This is a genomic window from Crossiella sp. NPDC003009 (assembly GCF_053591555.1).
Window position 1 is genome coordinate 98,387 of sequence record NZ_JBSFUA010000005.1, and the last position, 14,519, is coordinate 112,905.

Sequence of the window (14,519 nt, forward strand, 5' to 3'; positions counted from 1 at the left end):
CAGCCGGGCAGCCCGCTAACCGCGCACCGCGTCCGCGACGAACTCGCGCAGCGACACCGCGGGCTGCCCGATCAGCTTCTCCAGGTCCCCGCGCGGCACGTCCAGCTCGCCCTGGCCCAGCGCGCGGTAGAAGTCCACGATCAGCTCCACCAGGCCCGCGGGCAGTCCGGCGCCGAGCATCCCGGCCCTGGCCTCCTCCGGGGTGACCTCCGCGTAGGCGATGTCCTTGCCGGAGGCTTCCGCGACCAGCTTGGCGAAGTCGGCGTAGCTGTAGGACTCCGGGCCGCCCAGCTCATAGGTCGTGTTCTGGTGGCCGTCGGTGGTCAGCACCGCTGCCGCGGCCCGCGCGAAGTCCTCGCGCGCGGCCGGGGCGAAGCGCCCGCCCTTGCTGGAGGTGGCCAGCACACCGGTGGCCAGCGCGCCCGCGATGGTGCCCAGGTCGTTCTCGAAGTACCAGTTGTTGCGCAGGATCGTGTACGGGATGCCGCTGGCCTTGATCAGCTCCTCGGTGGGCCCGTGGGTCTGGGCCAGCACGATGGTGGCGGTGTCCGCCGAGGTCAGCGAGGTGTAGTGGATGTGCTTCACGCCGGCGGCCTTGGCGGCCTCGATCGCGTTGGCGTGCTGGCGGACCCGCTCGGCCGCGCTGTCCCCGTCGGTGGAGATGATCAGCAGCTTGTCCGCGCCGGCGAAGGCCGCGACCAGGGTCTCCGGGCGGTCGAAGTCGCCCTCGCGCAGTTGGATGCCCAGGTCGGCGCCCTTGGCCGGGGTACGGACGCTGCCGACCACCTGCTCGGCCGGGACCTTGGTCAGCAGGTGCTTGACCACGAGCCTGCCGAGCTGTCCGGTAGCGCCGGTCACCACGATCGTCATTGCTGTCTCCTTGGCAGTGGGGTGCTCTTCCACCCCCTCCAACCGGCCGCCGATCCCAATACTTCCCCAAAGTTAGTAATGACTTTGAAGTCAGTTACTATCTCAAGGGAACCAAAGGAGTCGACGTGCTGGATTTTGATCCGACCGACCGGGACTGCCCGGCCCGGCAACTGCTCGACCGCATCGGCGACCAGTGGACGGTGCTGATCGTGCTGTCGCTGTGCGCTGGGCCGAGGCGCTTCACCCAGATCGGCGAGGTGGTCAGCGGCATCTCGCAGAAGGTGCTGTCCCAGACGCTGCGCAGCCTGGTGCGCGACGGCATGCTCACCCGCACCGCCTACGCCGAGGTGCCGCCCAGAGTGGAGTACGCGCTCACCCCGCTCGGGCACAGCCTCGCCGACACCGTGGCCTACCTGGACCGATGGGCTCGCGAGCACATGGCCGAGGTGCTGACCGCGCGCGCGGAGTTCGACCGGGCCAAGGCCTCCTAGGCACTCCACCGGGACCGGCCGCGCCAGGCCGGGTCGCGACCGAGGAAGGCGAGCAGGAGCTCCGCCGCACCCGCGTCCGGGCCCTCGCTGACCACCGGGCCGAACCGGTGCGGCCGGTCGGCCTGGCTGACGAACAGCGGCGCCAGCTCCAGCAGGTCCCTGGCCAGGGACTCCGGCAGCGGCAGGTCGCCGTCGCAGGCCATGGCCAGGTCCCAGCCGTGCACAGCGACCTCCACCGCGCCGGTGGTGACCACCAGCGTCGCGGTGATCGGGCAGCCGGCCACCGCGACCAGGTCGGGGCCCTCCGCGCGCCGCCAGCTGCGCACCAGCCGGGCGGCGTGCACCCGGACGCTGTCCAGGAGGTCGGCGGCGGGTTCCTCGCGGCGGGCCGGGGTCAGCGCGACCTGGCCGAGGTCGGCGGCCTCGGCCAGCGCGGCCATCGAGTCCTCCAGGTGCCGCAGCAGCGCTCGCACGTCCCAGTCCCGGCACGGGGTCGGCCAGGTCAACGTCGCCGGGGTCACCAGGTCCAGGCCGCCCATGGCGTACCGGACCGAGCGCGCCAGCAGCTCGACCCCGCCCAGCAGCGCTCCCCCACCTGTCCCGGTCATCGCGGCCCGGCCTCCTGTCCGCGCCACGGTCGCGGCGCTTGTCAGTACAGACCCGGAAACCGGCCGGGAGTCATCGGCCACCGATGAGTTTTCCGTCCGAGGCGGGTCACAACGGGTGAGATCCGCACACGGGAAGGCCTCACGATGACCACCACCTCGCCCAGCCGGGCCGGCCGACGGGAATGGCTCGGGCTGGCCGTGCTAGCTCTGCCCACCCTGCTGCTTGCCCTGGACATGAGCGTGCTCTACCTGGCGTTGCCGCAGCTCAGCCGCGATCTCGGCGCGGACGGCACCCAGCAGCTGTGGATCATGGACAGCTACGGGTTCATGATCGCCGGGTTCCTGGTGACCATGGGGACCCTGGGCGACCGGATCGGGCGGCGCAGGCTGCTGCTGATCGGCGGGGCCGCCTTCGGCGCGGCCTCGGTGCTGGCGGCGCTGTCCACCAGCCCGGAGATGCTGATCGTCACCAGGGGCGTGCTGGGCATCGCCGGGGCGACCCTGATGCCCTCCACACTGGCGCTGCTGACCACCATGTTCACCGACGCCCGGCAGCGCGGGGTGGCGATCTCGGTGTGGATGAGCTGTTTCATGGGCGGCTCCGCGCTCGGGCCGATCATCGGCGGGGTGCTGCTGGAGCGGTTCTGGTGGGGGTCGGCCTTCCTGCTGGGCGTGCCGGTGATGCTGGTGCTGCTGGTGACCGGGCCGCTGCTGCTGCCGGAGTACCGCAAGCCGGACGCCGGGCGGATCGACCTGGTCAGTGTGGGGCTGTCGCTGGCCGCGATCCTGCCGGTGGTGTACGGGCTGAAGGAGCTGGCCAAGAACGGTCTCGCGCCGGTCCCGGCGCTGGCGATCGTGGCCGGGCTCGTCTTCGGGGTGGCGTTCGCGCGGCGGCAGCGGCGACTGCCCGATCCGGTGCTGGACCTGCGGTTGTTCGCCAACCGGACCTTCTCCTCGGCGCTGGTGGTGTGGCTGGGATTCGGCGTGATCCAGGGCGGCAGCTACCTGTTCTTCACGCTCTACCTGCAGACCGTGGTCGGGCTGACGCCCTTGCAGGCCGGGTTGTGGCTGGTGCTGCCCGCGACGGCGATGGTGCTCGGGTCGATGACCGCACCGGTGATCGCGCGGCGGGTCCGGCCGGGACTGGTGATCGCCAGTGGGCTGGGCGTGGGCGCGGTGGCGTACCTGGGGCTGACCGGGCTGGACGGGTCGGCTTCGCTGTCGGTGCTGCTGCCGGGGCTGGTGGTCTCGCTGATCGGACTCGGGCTGGCCGCCGCGCTGGGCACCGAGCTGATCGTCGGCGCGGCGCCCGCCGAGCGGGCCGGATCGGCGGCCGCGCTGTCGGAGACCAGCGGCGAGCTGGGGATCGCGCTGGGCGTGGCGCTGGTGGGCAGTGTGGTGACCGCGGTCTACCGCGACGCCCTCACCCTGCCTGCCGGACTCCCGGCCCAGGCCGCCGAGACCGCCCGCGAGGGCATCGCGAGCGCCCTGGCCGCCGCCGGCCGCCTCCCCGAGGCCGCCCCCTTACTCTCCGCAGCCAAAGACGCCTTCACCACCGCCGTCACCACGATGGCGGGACTCAGCGCCCTCGGGTTCGCCCTGCTGGCAGCCCTGGCCGCTCTCACACTTCGCAACACCACCCCACCTGATTCAGCGAACCAGGGTCACACGATGGAAGATTGCCCGCAAAGAATATAGAACAGGTGTTCGATCGCGGGCTAATCTCGAGCCATGACCCCAGCCCTGCAAGCCTCCCTCTTCGACCAGGCCGAACCCGGCCTGGCCCCCTTGCCCCAGGCCCAGCGCACCCACCTCGCGCACGGTGCCTGGATCGACGTCCTGCCCGCCTGGCTGACCGGCGCCGACGAGCTGTTCGAGCACCTGGCCCGCGAGGTGCCGTGGCAGGCCGAACGCCGCCAGATGTACGACCGTGTCGTCGACGTCCCCCGCCTGCTCTGCTTCTACCCGGAGTCCGCCGCCCTGCCCAGCCCAGTGCTCACCGCCGCCCGCGACGCCCTCAACCAGCACTACGCCGCCGAGCTCGGCGAACCCTTCCGCACCGCGGGCCTGTGCTTCTACCGCGACGGCCAGGACAGCGTCGCCTGGCACGGCGACACCCTGGGCCGGGGCGCCACCGAGGACACCATGGTCGCCATCCTCTCCGTCGGCACACCCCGCCCGCTCTTACTCCGGCCCCGAGGCGGCGGCGAGACGATCCGCCGCTCGCTGGGCCACGGCGACCTGATCGTCATGGGCGGCTCCTGCCAGCGAACCTGGGAGCACGCCATCCCCAAGACCAGCAAACCGGTAGGCCCCAGGATCAGCATCCAGTTCCGCCCCCGCGGCGTCCGCTAGCCCACGCCCCGCAACCATCCGCCCACCAAGTCGCGCCCCACAACCACCCCTCCCGCGCCCCGGCCAGCGCTGCCCCCGCCTCACCTTCACACAACACCGAACGCCAACACGCACACCCACCACCAACACCAGCCGTTCACCTCGCCCACCAAGCCCGGCCACCCGCGACCTCCCCCATCCAGCGACCCATCGCGTCGATCACTCCAGCGCGACGGGACGTCAGCCGCCGGTTATGGGTACATTTCTCGATGACCCAGGGCGAGGACGGCCTGGAGATAGGACCGCCGAGATGAACGCCCGGCCTGCGGAGAGCAGCACCGCCCTGGAGGTCTCAGCGGCGGCGTGCCGTCAGGCGCGGCTGCTGGTGCGGGCGACGTTGGCCGGCTGGGGTGTGACGGGCACGGTGGTCGAGGACGCGATGCTGGTCGCCAACGAGCTGGTGGCCAACGTGGTCGACCACGCCCAGGGCCCGCTGCGCCTCGAGTTGCTGCCCAGGACGGGCGGGGTGCTGATCCGGGTCAGCGACGGCAGCCCGACGCCGCCTCGGTTGCACCGGGGCCCGGTGGACTCGGTGCGTCGGCGCGGCCTGCAACTGGTCGAGGCGCTCTCGGTCCGCTGGGGCCACCAGCCGACCGGCCAGGGCAAGATCGTCTGGGCGGAGCTGACCGACTAGACCAGGCACGGCGAGGACCGGACCAGCGGGTGGCCTGCCTCGGCCAAGCCCCGCCGGTCCGCGATGGTGATCTCCTTCGTCCCGCGTGACCGGTTGGGTCGCTAGTTGCTCACCGGCGGCGCGGCCTGCTCGCCCAGCGCGAACGACAGCTGTCCCTGCTCGTCGACCTCCGCGTCCAGGATCTTGTCGTCCAGGAACTCGGCGGCCTGCGGGTCCAGGAAGACATGGGCGCCCTCGCCGACCAGCACCTGGTCGTCCTGTTCCGGCGCGGGGGCGATGGTCATCTGCAGTTCACCGGGGTGATCCACACCGGAGGCGGAGAAGCGCAGGCCAGAGCCGTCGGGCACGCCATCGGCGGCCATGATGGTGCGAACGACCTCGATGGCCGTGGGCGTGAGAGCGAGCATCGGTGGGTTCCCTCCGTAGTCGGCACGGCTGTCGAAGTGGGCCACGCTAGTCGCGGTCCTTGCGCCGCGCAGCGCCAACCTTCGGGGTGTACTTGCGGTACACCCCGCTAGTGCGCACTATTGGTTCATGCCCTTGCCGCGCTACTTCCGGTTACCCACCGAGCGCCGTCGACACATCCTGGATGTCGCCCGAGCGCATTTCGCCACCGACGGCCTGGGCGCCGCCTCCTACAACAAGATCATCGCCGCCGCGGGAATCTCCAAGACCAGCGCCTACCAGTACTTCGACGGCCGGGACGACCTGCTGACGGCAGTGGTCGCCGACGCACGCGAACGCCTGGCAGACACCCTCGGCATCTGGCCGGGCACGCTGACCCGCGCCGACTTCTGGCGAGAACTGCGAGCGGGCGCCACCCGCCTGCTCGCCCACCTGCAGGCCACCCCGGCGGACCTGGCGGTAGCCGTGGCGACGATCACGGTCGAAGCGGACCGCCGACTGGAGAAATGGCTGGACGCGATGCTCGCCGACGGCCGCTCACTGGGACTCGTGCAACCGGACGTGGACCCAGAGCTGATGCGGGCCGCCACGGCCGCGGTGGTCCGGGCGGCGAACGGGTGGCTGACGACCCGGCTGGACCCCGCGCGACCGCAGGTGCCGCCGGAGCCGCAGGTGCCGCCGGAGTTGTGGCGACTGCTGGTCGGCTTGTGGTCTGCGCCGGAGCCGGTCGTCGACGCGGACTGAACCGGCGGCTGGCTCAGAGCGAGCCCAATCGCAACGAGCCGAGCGGACGCCGCCGGAGCACGCCCCGACTGCGCTCCCCCAACTGCGCCACGCCGCCCGAGCCGACACCAACCGAGCCGACGCCGGCCAAACTCACGCCGAGCCCACGCGGAGCCCACGCCGATCGAGCCCACACCGACGCCGATCGAGCCCACACCGCCCCAGCCCAGCCGGGCCGACCCCAGCCAGACCAAGCCCAGCTCGACTGAACCCACGCGGCCCAAGCCGACGCGGATCGGGCCCGTCCAGCGCGGCTCGGTCCATCCAGGCCCGAGCCAGCGCGGGGCCGGTCCGTCCAGGCGCGGACCAGTCCATCCCGCGTGGGCCGCTGCACGCCGCCCGGTCCACTGCATGCCGCCCGGTCCGCTACGTCCCGCGCGGGCCGCTGCATGCCGCCCGAGCCGCTACATCCCACGTGGGCCGCTGCAGCCCGCGCCGACCGCTACGTCCCGCGCGGGCTGCTGCATGCCGCGTGCGCACCCGCTCGTCGCTTTCCCGCGGCCTCCGCTGCCCCGCCCGCGCCTCCGCTTCCTCTGCGGAACGCTTTTCAAGCCGAAAAGGTTGCTTTCTGTCTTGATCTTCGGGCTGGGCCGCGTCTCACCCGGTCCGTCGTGCGCGTCGAACTGCCGTCTCAGCCGAGGCTGGTGACGAACTTGGCTACCGCGTCGGGGCGGAGTCGTTGGGCCATTCTGCCCTGGGGGGCGAGGCTGGCCAGGCGGTACAGGGGGCGGTCTGGGGCGGCGTCGCCTCGGGCCTCGGAGCGGAGCTGGGCCACCAGCAGTTCGGAGTAGACCAGGGCGTGGGCCTCGCCTGCTGTGGCCAGGACGTCGGCGAGGCGGCGCAGGGCCAGGATGCCCAGTTCGCGGCCGCCGACGCCGGCGTAGGTGGCCAGGGCGAGGTTGAGGGTTTGGTTCTTTGGCGGGCCGGAGACGAGCAGGCCTACTGTGCGGGCGCCGCGGACGTCGGTGACCAGCAGTTCCAGCCGGCCGGCGGCGCGCAGGTCGACGCGGCGGGTGCCGATCGCGCGGACCGACACCACCCCGTCCTGCAGCCACACCTTGCGCCGGGCCTCGGTGACCGCGAGCAGCACCAGCGGCAGCGCGACGATCGCCGCCGCGACCAAACCGACCACCGCGCCGCCGAAGAGCCCGAACAGGCCGCCGAGGGCGCCGCCCAGCAGCACCGCGCCGATGGCCACCGCGCCTGCCCGTTTGCGCAGCAGCGCCGAGTCCAGCAGGTTCAGCGGGATCCGTTCGCCGGGAGTCACTCCGGCCGCGCCAGTGCCGCGCGGACCTCGGCCACCACGTCCTCCAGCGGCACCGGCCGCTGGTCGCCGCTGGCCAGGTCCTTGAGCTGGGCGATGCCCTCGGCCAGGTCGCGGTCGCCGAGCACCAGCGCGAACCGGGCGCCGGACTTGTCAGCGGCCTTCATCGCGCCCTTGACGCCCCGGCCGCCGTAGGCGAGGTCGGTGCGCACGCCGGCCGCGCGCAGCGCGCCGCCGACGGCCACCAGCCGCGAGCGGGCTTCCTCGCCCAGTGGCACGCCGAAGACCTCGCAGCGGGCCGCGTCGCCGACCGCCAGTCCCTCGGCCTGGCAGGCCAGCACCGCGCGGTCCACGCCGAGCCCGAAGCCGATGCCGGAGAGCGGCTGCCCGCCGAGCTGGGCCATCAGGCCGTCGTAGCGGCCGCCGCCGCCGATGCCGGACTGCGCGCCGAGCCCGTCGTGCACGAACTCGAAGGTGGTCTTGGTGTAGTAGTCCAGGCCGCGCACCATGCGCGGGTTCTCCACGAACTTCACGCCCAGGTCGCCGAGGTGGCCCTTGGTCCGCTCGTAGTGCTCGCGGCACTCCGGGGAGAGGTGGTCGACCATGAGCGGCGCGTCGGCGAGCAGCTCGCGCACCTCGGGGCGCTTGTCGTCGAGCACGCGCAGCGGGTTCAGCTCGGCGCGGGCGCGGGTGGCCTCGTCCAGGGGCAGCTTGGCCAGGAACGCCTGGAGCTTCTCCCGGTAGGCGGGGCGGCAGGTGTTGTCACCGAGAGAGGTGATCTCCAGCCGGAAACCGGTCAGGCCGAGCGCGCGGAACCCGGCGTCGGCCACCGAGATGATCTCGGCGTCGATGGCCGGGTCGTCGATGCCGATGGCCTCGATGCCGACCTGCTGCAGCTGCCGGTACCGCCCGGCCTGCGGGCGCTCGTAGCGGAAGAACGCGCCCGCGTAGTACAGCTTCACCGGCAGCTGACCGCGGTCCATGCCGTGTTCGATCACCGACCGGATCACGCCCGCGGTGCCCTCCGGCCGCAGCGTGACCGAACGGCCGCCGCGGTCGGCGAAGGTGTACATCTCCTTGCTGACCACGTCGGTGGACTCGCCGACGCCGCGGGCGAACAGCGTGGTGTCCTCGAACAGCGGCAGCTCGATGTAGCCGTAGCCGGCGCGCCGGGCCTGCTCGGTCAGGGTGTCGCGGACGTGCAGGAAGGCCGCCGAGGCCGGCGGGTAGTACTCGGGAATGCCCTTGGGAGCGGCGAAGGTGCTCATCGGTAGTGCGTCACAGTCCTCGGGTCGGGAAGGCCGGTGCGCCGCCGCCGGTCAGCCCCGTCAGGAACGGGTTGCCTGCGCGCTCGCGGCCGATGGTGGTCGGGCTGCCGTGGCCGGGCAGCACCACGGTGTCGTCGGGAAGCGGCAACACCTTGGCGCGCAACGACTCCATGATCTTGCCGGAGTCGCCGCCCGGCAGGTCGGTGCGTCCGATGGAACCGGCGAAGAGGGTGTCGCCGGAGAGCAGCAGCCGTCCGCCCTCCTCCGCGCCGGTGCGGAAGCACACCGACCCGCCGGTATGGCCGGGGGTGTGGTCGACGGTGAAGCTCAGCCCGGCGATCTCCAGCTGCTGGCCGTCGCCGAGCTCGCGGATCTCCTTCGGCTCGCGCAGCGCCAGCTTGCCGCCGAAGAAGTCGGCGGCGTCCACGCCGAACCCGCGGGCCGGGTCGCTGAGCAGCGCGCGGTCATCCGGGTGGATCCAGGCGGGCACGTCGTGGCCGTCGCAGACCGGGGTGACGGAGAAGACGTGGTCGAGGTGGCCGTGGGTGAGCAGCACGGCGACCGGGGTGAGCCGGTACTGGCGCAGGGCCTGCTCGATCAGCTCCTCGGCGTCCTGCCCGGGGTCCACGATGACGCAGGCCTCGCCCTCGTCGGCGGCCAACAGGTAACAGTTGGCGGCGAGGGGGCCGGCGGGGAACCCGGCGACGAACACGGAGGAACCTCCTGGTCGACTGCGACTGGATTGTCCCCTTAGCCTAGCGAGCGCCCCGAGCCGGTTTTCGCGGGTCGAACCAACGGACGACGGGTACCGCCACACTGGCCTTACACGATCCGATCTAGACTCCGCGCGCCACCACCACACCAACAGGTCGACCCCCAGGGGAGGATCCACGTGCCGAGCAACGAGCAGCGGCGCCAAGCTGCCAAGCGCAAGCTGGAACGGCAGCTGGAACGCCGGGCGGCGCGCGCCAAGCGCCGTCGCGTGATCGGCGTGACGGTGACCGTCGTCGCCGTACTGGCTGTCGTTGGCGGCGTCTACTGGTTGGCGACCTCGGAGAGCAGCACCGACGCCGCGGCGAACCCCTCGGACACCTCGACCACGCCGCCGCCCCCGCCGGGCAAGCAGTCCGAGGGTCCGTGCAAGTACACCGAGACTCCGGCCGAGCCCGCGGCGAAGGAGGCCGGTCTCCCGCCGGATGTGAACCCGACCCCGGACAAGGGCACGGTGCAGGCGGACTTCAAGACCAGCCAGGGTGTCATCCCGCTGACCCTGGACCGGGCCAAGGCTCCGTGCACGGTGCAGAGCTTCACCCACCTGATCGCCAAGAAGTACTACGACAACACCACCTGCCACCGCCTGACCACCGGCGAGGGCCTGAAGGTGCTGCAGTGCGGCGACCCGAAGGGCACCGGCCAGGGCGGCCCCGGCTACACGATCAAGGACGAGAAGCCGAAGGACCTGAAGGCCGGTCCCAAGGAAGGCGTCAGCGTCTACCCGCGCGGCACCCTGGCGATGGCCAAGACGCAGGCCCCGGACAGCGGCGGCAGCCAGTTCTTCATGGTCACCGGCGACTCCCAGCTGCCGCCGGAGTACACGGTCTTCGGCTCGGTGAGCGAAGAGGGCATGAAGGTCCTGGACAAGATCGCCGCCGCCGGCGCTGAAGCCGGCGAGCCCGGCGCCCCGCCCGGTGACGGCAAGCCCAAGCTCGAGACCAAGATCGAGACGGCGACGCTGAAGGGCTGATCCCCTCGCGACATCGAGAACGCCCGGCCGGTTTTTCCCCCGGCCGGGCGTTCTTTTTGTGGCCGGGCACCAGGAGAGGCGTGGCGGGGCGCGGCAAGGCGGGGCGGGGCGCGGCAGGCAGGGCGCGGCGGCGTTTGGCGGGGCTTGAGCTCTCCTGGCTGGTTTATGGGTTGCGGCTTGTCAGCTTTATTTCGATCGACACTGAAGTAATAGTGACAACGGACGTTCGGGGCGGCTTACCTTGGGCCGATGAGCTGCCCTGATGGCGGATTGCTACGGCTCGGTTGCGCAGGGTAGTTGTTGGGGGCCGCGGGCGGGGGCCGGGTGGTCGCTTTGTCGGTGCGAGCCTTGGGGACCCGGATGTCTGTGCTGCGCGTGCTTCTCGCTGCCCTGTTGACCTTGACCTGTCTGGTGGGACTGCCCGCCGGGACCGCCTCGGCCACGCCGCCGGGATTTGTCGACTCCGTCGCGTTATCGGGATTGCACGCGCCGACGAATGTGGCCTTCGCCGCGGACGGGCGGGTTTTTGTCGCGGAGAAGCGCGGCATTGTGAACGTGTTCGACGGGCTGGCGGATACGACGCCCACCGTGTTCGCCGATCTGCGAACCCAGGTGCAGGACTACTGGGACCGGGGATTGCTGGGATTGGCGTTGCATCCGCGGTTTCCGGTGGTACCGCACGTGTACGTCGCCTATACCTATGACGCCATTCCCGGGGGTGTGGCGCCGGTTTGGGGGGACACCTGTCCTGATCCGCCGGGGGCGACCGTGGACGGGTGTGTGGTGCAGGGGCGGGTGTCCCGGCTGGTGGCCAGTGGGAACACCGGGACCGAGCAGGTGGTGCTGACTTCGTGGTGTCAGCAGTTCCCCAGTCATACCGTGGGTGAGCTGCGGTTCGGGGCTGATGGGGCGCTCTATGTGAGCGCCGGTGACGGGGCCGGCTTCAACTATGCCGACTGGGGGCAGACCAAGAATCCTTGCGCGGATCCGCCTGGGGCCGCCGGATCCAGCCTCTCGCCGCCCGCGGCGCAGGGTGGGGCGGTGCGGGCGCAGGCGGTGCGGCGGCCCGCTGGGCAGCCCCGGGTGTTGAACGGGTCGGTGATCCGCATTGATCCGGACACCGGGGCTGGGTTGCCGGGGAATCCGTTCGCGGGGAGTTCGGATCCGAATGCGCGGCGGGTCACCGCTTATGGGTTGCGGAATCCGTTCCGGTTCACGGTGCGGCCGGGGACTTCGGAGCTGTGGGTGGCCGATGTCGGGTGGGGCACCTGGGAGGAGATCAACCGGGTGGTCAATCCGGCTGATGCCACCGCGGAGAACTTCGGCTGGCCCTGTTATGAGGGCACGGCCCGGCAGGGTGGTTATGACGGGGCGAACCTGGACTCCTGTGAGCAGCTCTACGCGGGGGCCGGGCAGCAGGCTCCCTATTACGCCTATCGGCATGACGGTTCGGTGGTGGCCGGGGACGGGTGTCCGACCGGGAGCTCTTCGGTGACCGGGCTCGCTTTTGAGCAGGGCAGCGCTTATCCGGCGGAGTACCGGGGGGCGTTGTTCTTCGCGGACTCCTCGCGCGGTTGTGTGTGGGCGATGCGGGCCGGGGCGAACGGGTTGCCGGATCCGGCGCGGATCGTCACCGTCGCCACCGGGGTGCGGATTCCGGTGCAGATCCTGCGCGGACCGGGCGGGGACATGTTCTACCTGGCGCTGGGGGCGGGTGAGCTGCGGCGGTTGAGCTATCCGGCGGGCAACCGGGCGCCGACGGCGGTGGCGACCGCGAGCCCGGCCAGTGGGCCCGCGCCGTTGACGGTGCGGTTCGACGGGTCGCGGTCCACCGATCCGGACGCCGGCGCGCTGACCTACGGCTGGGATCTCGACGGTGACGGCGCCTATGACGACTCGACGCTGCCCCGGCCCAGCTGGACCTACGGTCAGGCCAGCCAGGTGACCGCGCGGCTGCGGGTGACCGATCCGGCCGGGTTGTCCGGCACCACCTCGGTGACGGTGACGGTGGGACAACCGCCGCCGCAGGACCCGGTGCCGGTGATCGCGACTCCGACGGCGGCGCTGCGGTGGCAGGTGGGGCAGCGGATCCCGTTCAGTGGCAGCGCCACCGATCCGCAGGACGGGCCGTTACCGGCCTCGGCACTGACCTGGCGGCTGGTGTTGCACCACTGTCCGAGCAACTGCCACACCCATCCGGTGCAGAGCTTCACCGGGGTGGCCGGTGGGGAGTTCTTCGCGCCGGACCACGAGTACCCGTCGTTCCTGGAGCTGGTGCTGACCGCGCGGGACTCCGGCGGGCGGGAGGCCAGCAGCTCGGTGCGGCTGGATCCGCGGACGGTGCAGCTGAGTTTCGCCTCCGATCCGCCGGGGTTGCAGCTGACCACGTTCTCCCGGACCCAGGTCACCCCGTTCACCAGGACGGTGATCGTCGGGTCGGCGAACTCGGTGTCCGCGCCCAGTCCGCAGACGTTGTCCGGCACCAGTTTTGGTTTCACCTCCTGGTCCGACGGCGGCGCGAACAGCCACGTGGTCACCGCGCCCGCCACCGCGACCACCTACACGGCCCGCTACCGGGCCAGTGGACTCCTGGCCGAGTACGGCTTCGACGCGGGCAGCGGGAGCACCGCCGCCGATGACAGCGGCAGTGGCCGCACCGGCACGGTCTCCGGCGCGCAGTGGGTGACCACCGGCAGGTTCGGGCGGGCGCTGCGCTTCGACGGGGTCGACGACTGGGTCACCGTGCCGAGCCACGCCGGCCTGTCCCCGGCCCGGTTCACCCTCTCCGCCTGGGTGCAGCCGAGCGCGCCGAGCACGCAGTGGCGCACGATCGCGTTGCGGGAGACCACGAACGGGCTCAGCTACGGCCTCTACGCCAGTTCGCCGTCACGTGGTCCGGGCGCGGCGGCCAGGGTCGGCGGAGTGGAGCGGGACACCGCGAGCGCGACGGCGTTACCGGCCGGCCAATGGTCGTATGTGAGCGCGACTTACGACGGCAGCGTGGTGCGGCTCTACGTCAACGGCTCGCTGGTGGCCAGCCAAGCCGTGACCGGGTCGGTGACGGCGTCGGACGGGGTGTTGCGGATCGGCGGGAACGCGGTGTGGCGCAACGAGTTCTTCGCCGGGCTGATCGACGAGGTGCGGCTCTACGACCGGGCGCTGAGCCCGGCCGAGCTGGCCGCGGACCAGGCCAGGCCGGTGAACTGAGCGCGGTGCCGGCCTGGACTCCCGGGGCGGGGACTGCTAGAGATCTCGCGTGAGCACGGAGACGATCCAACTGCACTGCGTCAACTCGTGGGAGGCCGCGTTCCTGCGGGAGGAGGTGCGCGGCTACTTCACCCCGGAGGTCGATCTCCGGCCGGGGGCGACCGTGCTCGACGTGGGCGCCAACATCGGCGTCTTCGCCGCGGCCGTCTACGAGCGGCTGGGCGGTGATGTGCGGCTGTTCGCCTTCGAGCCGATGCCGCCGCTGCACGCGACGCTGGCCCGCAACGCCGAGGAGTTCTTCGACGGCAAGCTGACCGCGCTGCCCTACGGTCTGGCCGCCGCCGAGCACGAGCTCGACTTCAGCTACTTCCCGGCCGCGACGATCTTCTCCTCCTCGCTGCGCGACGCCGGCAACATCGAGCAGGAGCGGCGGCGGGTCACCGCCAGCGTGGTGGAGATGATCCGGCAGGGCGGCATGGGGCCGGCGCTGCGCCGGGTGCCCGCTCCGGTGCTGCGTTTCCTGGTGGGCCGCAAGCTGCGGGTGATGCGCGAGCTGGAGACCCATCGGGTGCGGGTCCGGCCGCTGTCCGCGGTGCTCGACGAGCAGGGCATCGAGGCGATCGACCTGCTCAAGATCGACGTCGAGGGCGCCGAGCTGGACGTGCTGCACGGCATCGAGGACCGGCACTGGCCGCTCATCCGGCAGTCGGTCGTCGAGGTCGAGGGCTGGGCGGCCAACCGCGACCGGATCAGCGAGGTGTTCACCGCGCGCGGGTTCACCGTCCGGGCCGAGCAGGATCCGGCGCAGCGGGCCGCCGACATCGGCATGGTGTTCGCGGCCCGCTAGGCCT

General features: G+C 71.7%; 14 protein-coding genes. 8 read left to right on the forward strand and 6 right to left on the reverse strand.

Features of this window, described 5'->3' with window-relative positions; all coding sequences use genetic code 11:
* Nucleotides 1-15: 15 nt before the first annotated feature.
* Complete coding sequence (locus ACWDY5_RS08065; RefSeq protein ID WP_449721539.1) at nucleotides 16-870, reverse strand: SDR family oxidoreductase; 855 nt, start codon at nucleotides 868-870, stop codon at nucleotides 16-18.
* A 128-nt stretch (nucleotides 871-998) separates the two neighbouring features.
* Between ACWDY5_RS08065 and ACWDY5_RS08070 the strand changes: the two genes are divergently transcribed.
* Nucleotides 999-1,361 (forward strand): winged helix-turn-helix transcriptional regulator, encoded by a 363-nt coding sequence (locus ACWDY5_RS08070; protein WP_449721708.1) that lies wholly within the window; start codon nucleotides 999-1,001, stop codon nucleotides 1,359-1,361.
* Here ACWDY5_RS08070 and ACWDY5_RS08075 read toward each other — a convergent pair.
* On the reverse strand, nucleotides 1,358-1,969 hold the full coding sequence (locus ACWDY5_RS08075; protein ID WP_449721540.1) for a TIGR03086 family metal-binding protein: 612 nt from the start codon (nucleotides 1,967-1,969) through the stop codon (nucleotides 1,358-1,360). The two genes, ACWDY5_RS08070 and ACWDY5_RS08075, sit on opposite strands and share 4 nt — an antisense overlap.
* 144 nt (nucleotides 1,970-2,113) lie before the next feature.
* Between ACWDY5_RS08075 and ACWDY5_RS08080 the strand changes: the two genes are divergently transcribed.
* The 3 genes from ACWDY5_RS08080 (at nucleotide 2,114) to ACWDY5_RS08090 (ending at nucleotide 4,997) form a co-directional block, all read left to right on the forward strand.
* Complete coding sequence (locus ACWDY5_RS08080) at nucleotides 2,114-3,667, forward strand: MFS transporter (RefSeq protein WP_449721541.1); 1,554 nt, start codon at nucleotides 2,114-2,116, stop codon at nucleotides 3,665-3,667.
* 33 nt (nucleotides 3,668-3,700) lie between these two features.
* Entirely contained in the window at nucleotides 3,701-4,324 is a 624-nt protein-coding gene (locus ACWDY5_RS08085) for an alpha-ketoglutarate-dependent dioxygenase AlkB (RefSeq protein WP_449721542.1), read from the forward strand.
* 289 nt (nucleotides 4,325-4,613) lie between these two features.
* Nucleotides 4,614-4,997, forward strand: a complete 384-nt coding sequence (locus ACWDY5_RS08090; protein ID WP_283660155.1) for an ATP-binding protein — start codon at nucleotides 4,614-4,616, stop codon at nucleotides 4,995-4,997.
* 101 nt (nucleotides 4,998-5,098) lie between these two features.
* Here the strand turns inward: ACWDY5_RS08090 and ACWDY5_RS08095 are convergent, their stop codons facing one another.
* A complete protein-coding gene (locus tag ACWDY5_RS08095) occupies nucleotides 5,099-5,404 on the reverse strand; it encodes an iron-sulfur cluster biosynthesis protein (protein ID WP_252482779.1) in 306 nt (101 codons plus the stop codon).
* 127 nt (nucleotides 5,405-5,531) lie between these two features.
* Between ACWDY5_RS08095 and ACWDY5_RS08100 the strand changes: the two genes are divergently transcribed.
* Nucleotides 5,532-6,146: a TetR/AcrR family transcriptional regulator gene (locus tag ACWDY5_RS08100; RefSeq protein WP_449721543.1), complete on the forward strand. Its 615-nt coding sequence runs from the start codon at nucleotides 5,532-5,534 to the stop codon at nucleotides 6,144-6,146.
* Nucleotides 6,147-6,816: 670 nt separating this feature from the next.
* Here the strand turns inward: ACWDY5_RS08100 and ACWDY5_RS08105 are convergent.
* The 3 genes from ACWDY5_RS08105 to ACWDY5_RS08115 are packed head-to-tail and all read right to left on the reverse strand — an operon-like array spanning nucleotide 6,817 to nucleotide 9,429.
* Entirely contained in the window at nucleotides 6,817-7,452 is a 636-nt protein-coding gene (locus tag ACWDY5_RS08105) for a hypothetical protein (RefSeq protein ID WP_449721544.1), read from the reverse strand.
* Nucleotides 7,449-8,717 (reverse strand): histidine--tRNA ligase, encoded by a 1,269-nt coding sequence (gene hisS / locus ACWDY5_RS08110; RefSeq protein WP_449721545.1) that lies wholly within the window; start codon nucleotides 8,715-8,717, stop codon nucleotides 7,449-7,451. Before hisS ends, ACWDY5_RS08105 begins: the two co-directional genes overlap by 4 nt.
* A 10-nt stretch (nucleotides 8,718-8,727) precedes the next feature.
* Nucleotides 8,728-9,429 carry an MBL fold metallo-hydrolase gene (locus ACWDY5_RS08115; protein ID WP_449721546.1) on the reverse strand — a complete coding sequence of 234 codons (702 nt, stop codon included), beginning with the start codon at nucleotides 9,427-9,429 and terminating at the stop codon, nucleotides 8,728-8,730.
* Nucleotides 9,430-9,609: 180 nt separating this feature from the next.
* Here ACWDY5_RS08115 and ACWDY5_RS08120 point away from each other — a divergent pair, with 180 nt between their 5' ends.
* From ACWDY5_RS08120 to ACWDY5_RS08130, 3 genes are all read left to right on the forward strand, one after another.
* A complete protein-coding gene (locus ACWDY5_RS08120; RefSeq protein ID WP_449721547.1) occupies nucleotides 9,610-10,461 on the forward strand; it encodes a peptidylprolyl isomerase in 852 nt (283 codons plus the stop codon).
* A 399-nt stretch (nucleotides 10,462-10,860) separates the two neighbouring features.
* Nucleotides 10,861-13,668 carry a LamG-like jellyroll fold domain-containing protein gene (locus ACWDY5_RS08125; RefSeq protein ID WP_449721548.1) on the forward strand — a complete coding sequence of 936 codons (2,808 nt, stop codon included), beginning with the start codon at nucleotides 10,861-10,863 and terminating at the stop codon, nucleotides 13,666-13,668.
* Nucleotides 13,669-13,717: 49 nt separating this feature from the next.
* Nucleotides 13,718-14,515 carry an FkbM family methyltransferase gene (locus tag ACWDY5_RS08130; protein ID WP_449721549.1) on the forward strand — a complete coding sequence of 266 codons (798 nt, stop codon included), beginning with the start codon at nucleotides 13,718-13,720 and terminating at the stop codon, nucleotides 14,513-14,515.
* The last annotated feature ends 4 nt before the right edge of the window (nucleotides 14,516-14,519 follow it).